The organism is Paenisporosarcina sp. P4_E4_2 (assembly GCF_056401595.1).
Genome location: NZ_JBFUJC010000525.1, coordinates 1 through 1,342, shown reverse-complemented (window position 1 = coordinate 1,342; position 1,342 = coordinate 1). Strand labels below are relative to the sequence as shown.

At 38.9% G+C, this 1,342-nt stretch carries 2 protein-coding genes; one reads left to right on the top strand and one right to left on the bottom strand.

What is annotated here, in order from left to right:
• The first annotated feature begins 329 nt into the window (after positions 1 to 329).
• Positions 330 to 509 carry a hypothetical protein gene (locus tag AC1DSB_RS19375; protein ID WP_477531799.1) on the top strand — a complete coding sequence of 60 codons (180 nt, stop codon included), beginning with the start codon at positions 330 to 332 and terminating at the stop codon, positions 507 to 509.
• A gap of 234 nt (positions 510 to 743) precedes the next feature.
• Here AC1DSB_RS19375 and AC1DSB_RS19370 read toward each other — a convergent pair.
• The coding region (locus AC1DSB_RS19370; protein WP_477587426.1) for an S-layer homology domain-containing protein at positions 744 to 1,342 on the bottom strand (599 nt) is incomplete at its 5' end.

Genomic DNA, 1,342 nt, shown 5'->3' with positions numbered 1-1,342 from the left:
GCTTAAATACCGGGGCAACCATTGATGAAATCAGGAAAACCCTCAAAATTGGTTGATTGGTGGCGGCTCGATCAAAAGAAATTGAAATCTATATCCATAATTTACCGATAAAAAACCAGAGATACTCACTAGACCAATATTAGAATCCCCCTCACAGCAAGAACGAACGTTCTTATTTTGAGGGGGATTTTTTGTGAAACCATTACTCAATCGCGCCATTACGTGTCTGGATATGCGAGTTTTTTACAAGTTAAGCACTCGAATCATGCTTTGGTGTATTGAAACTTCTATAACTACTACTCGTCAAATTACTGGGGAGGGTGAATAAAATGAGGCTTCAATGTCTATGGTTGTACCTCAACAAATCATACGGTACAACACTCGATGATTTCGCAAAAGAGAAGAAAATCAAGGCAAAACAAAAATATGATCAAGACAAGTTTCGCTTCAAAATGAAAAGTGAAGAGTATTTTTCGCCTCTCCGCATTCACAAGATGCAAAATACCTGAAATGCATCACACTAGAACCTCGTTGTAACATATTGGTAAGCCGTATGCCTAAATAGGGCACGTGCGGTTTGATAAGGGGGAAACCATGAATTTGTACTGGCCATACGTTTCTTCTATATTAATGGCATACAGTGATTATCAATATTTCTAATTGTATTAGATTTTAATTATATCTGTACTTTTTTAGAGTGCATTAAAAAAGGAGCCGAAATTACTCGGCTCTTCTTTTTCAAATCAGTCTAGTAGTTTAAGTGTGTCCAATGTACGATAGAGCATAACTGCTGCTTCAGCACGTGTTGCGTTGTTTTTAGGATTGAACTGACCTTCGTTACCTTTAATAACACCTAGTGCAGTTGCTTTATAGACAGAATCAATTGCATATGCACCAATTAATTGATGGTCCTTAAAATTAGCTGGTTTTTCTAGGTTGTCTAGTTTTATTTTATCTTTAATCTCAACTGCTCTTACAACCATTGCCGCGATTTCTTCACGTTTAATCGGAGCGTCTGGATTAAATTTACCATCCTTCATTCCGTTCACAATGCCTGCATTGGCGGCTGCTTCAATCCCTGCAAATGCCCACTTTTTACTTGTGTTCACATCATCAAACTTGCCCTCGTACGTCTTCAACGGAAGGTTTAGCGCGCGAGCAAGTAATACGGTGAATTCTGCACGCGTAATTTGTGCGTTTGGTGCAAAGGTAGTTTCCGTTTTCCCTTGGATAATTCCCTTCGCTGCAAGCTTATTAATTTCATCTTTTGCGAAAGTATTTGTAATATCTGTGAATGCTGGTGGTATTTCTGGTTTAGGATCAACCGGACCAGGTCCAGGGC

Bases quoted from the DNA above. Each gene is read 5' to 3' on its own strand.
- AC1DSB_RS19375 (WP_477531799.1), top strand. From the start codon at position 330: ATGAGGCTTCAATGTCTATGGTTGTACCTCAACAAATCATACGGTACA.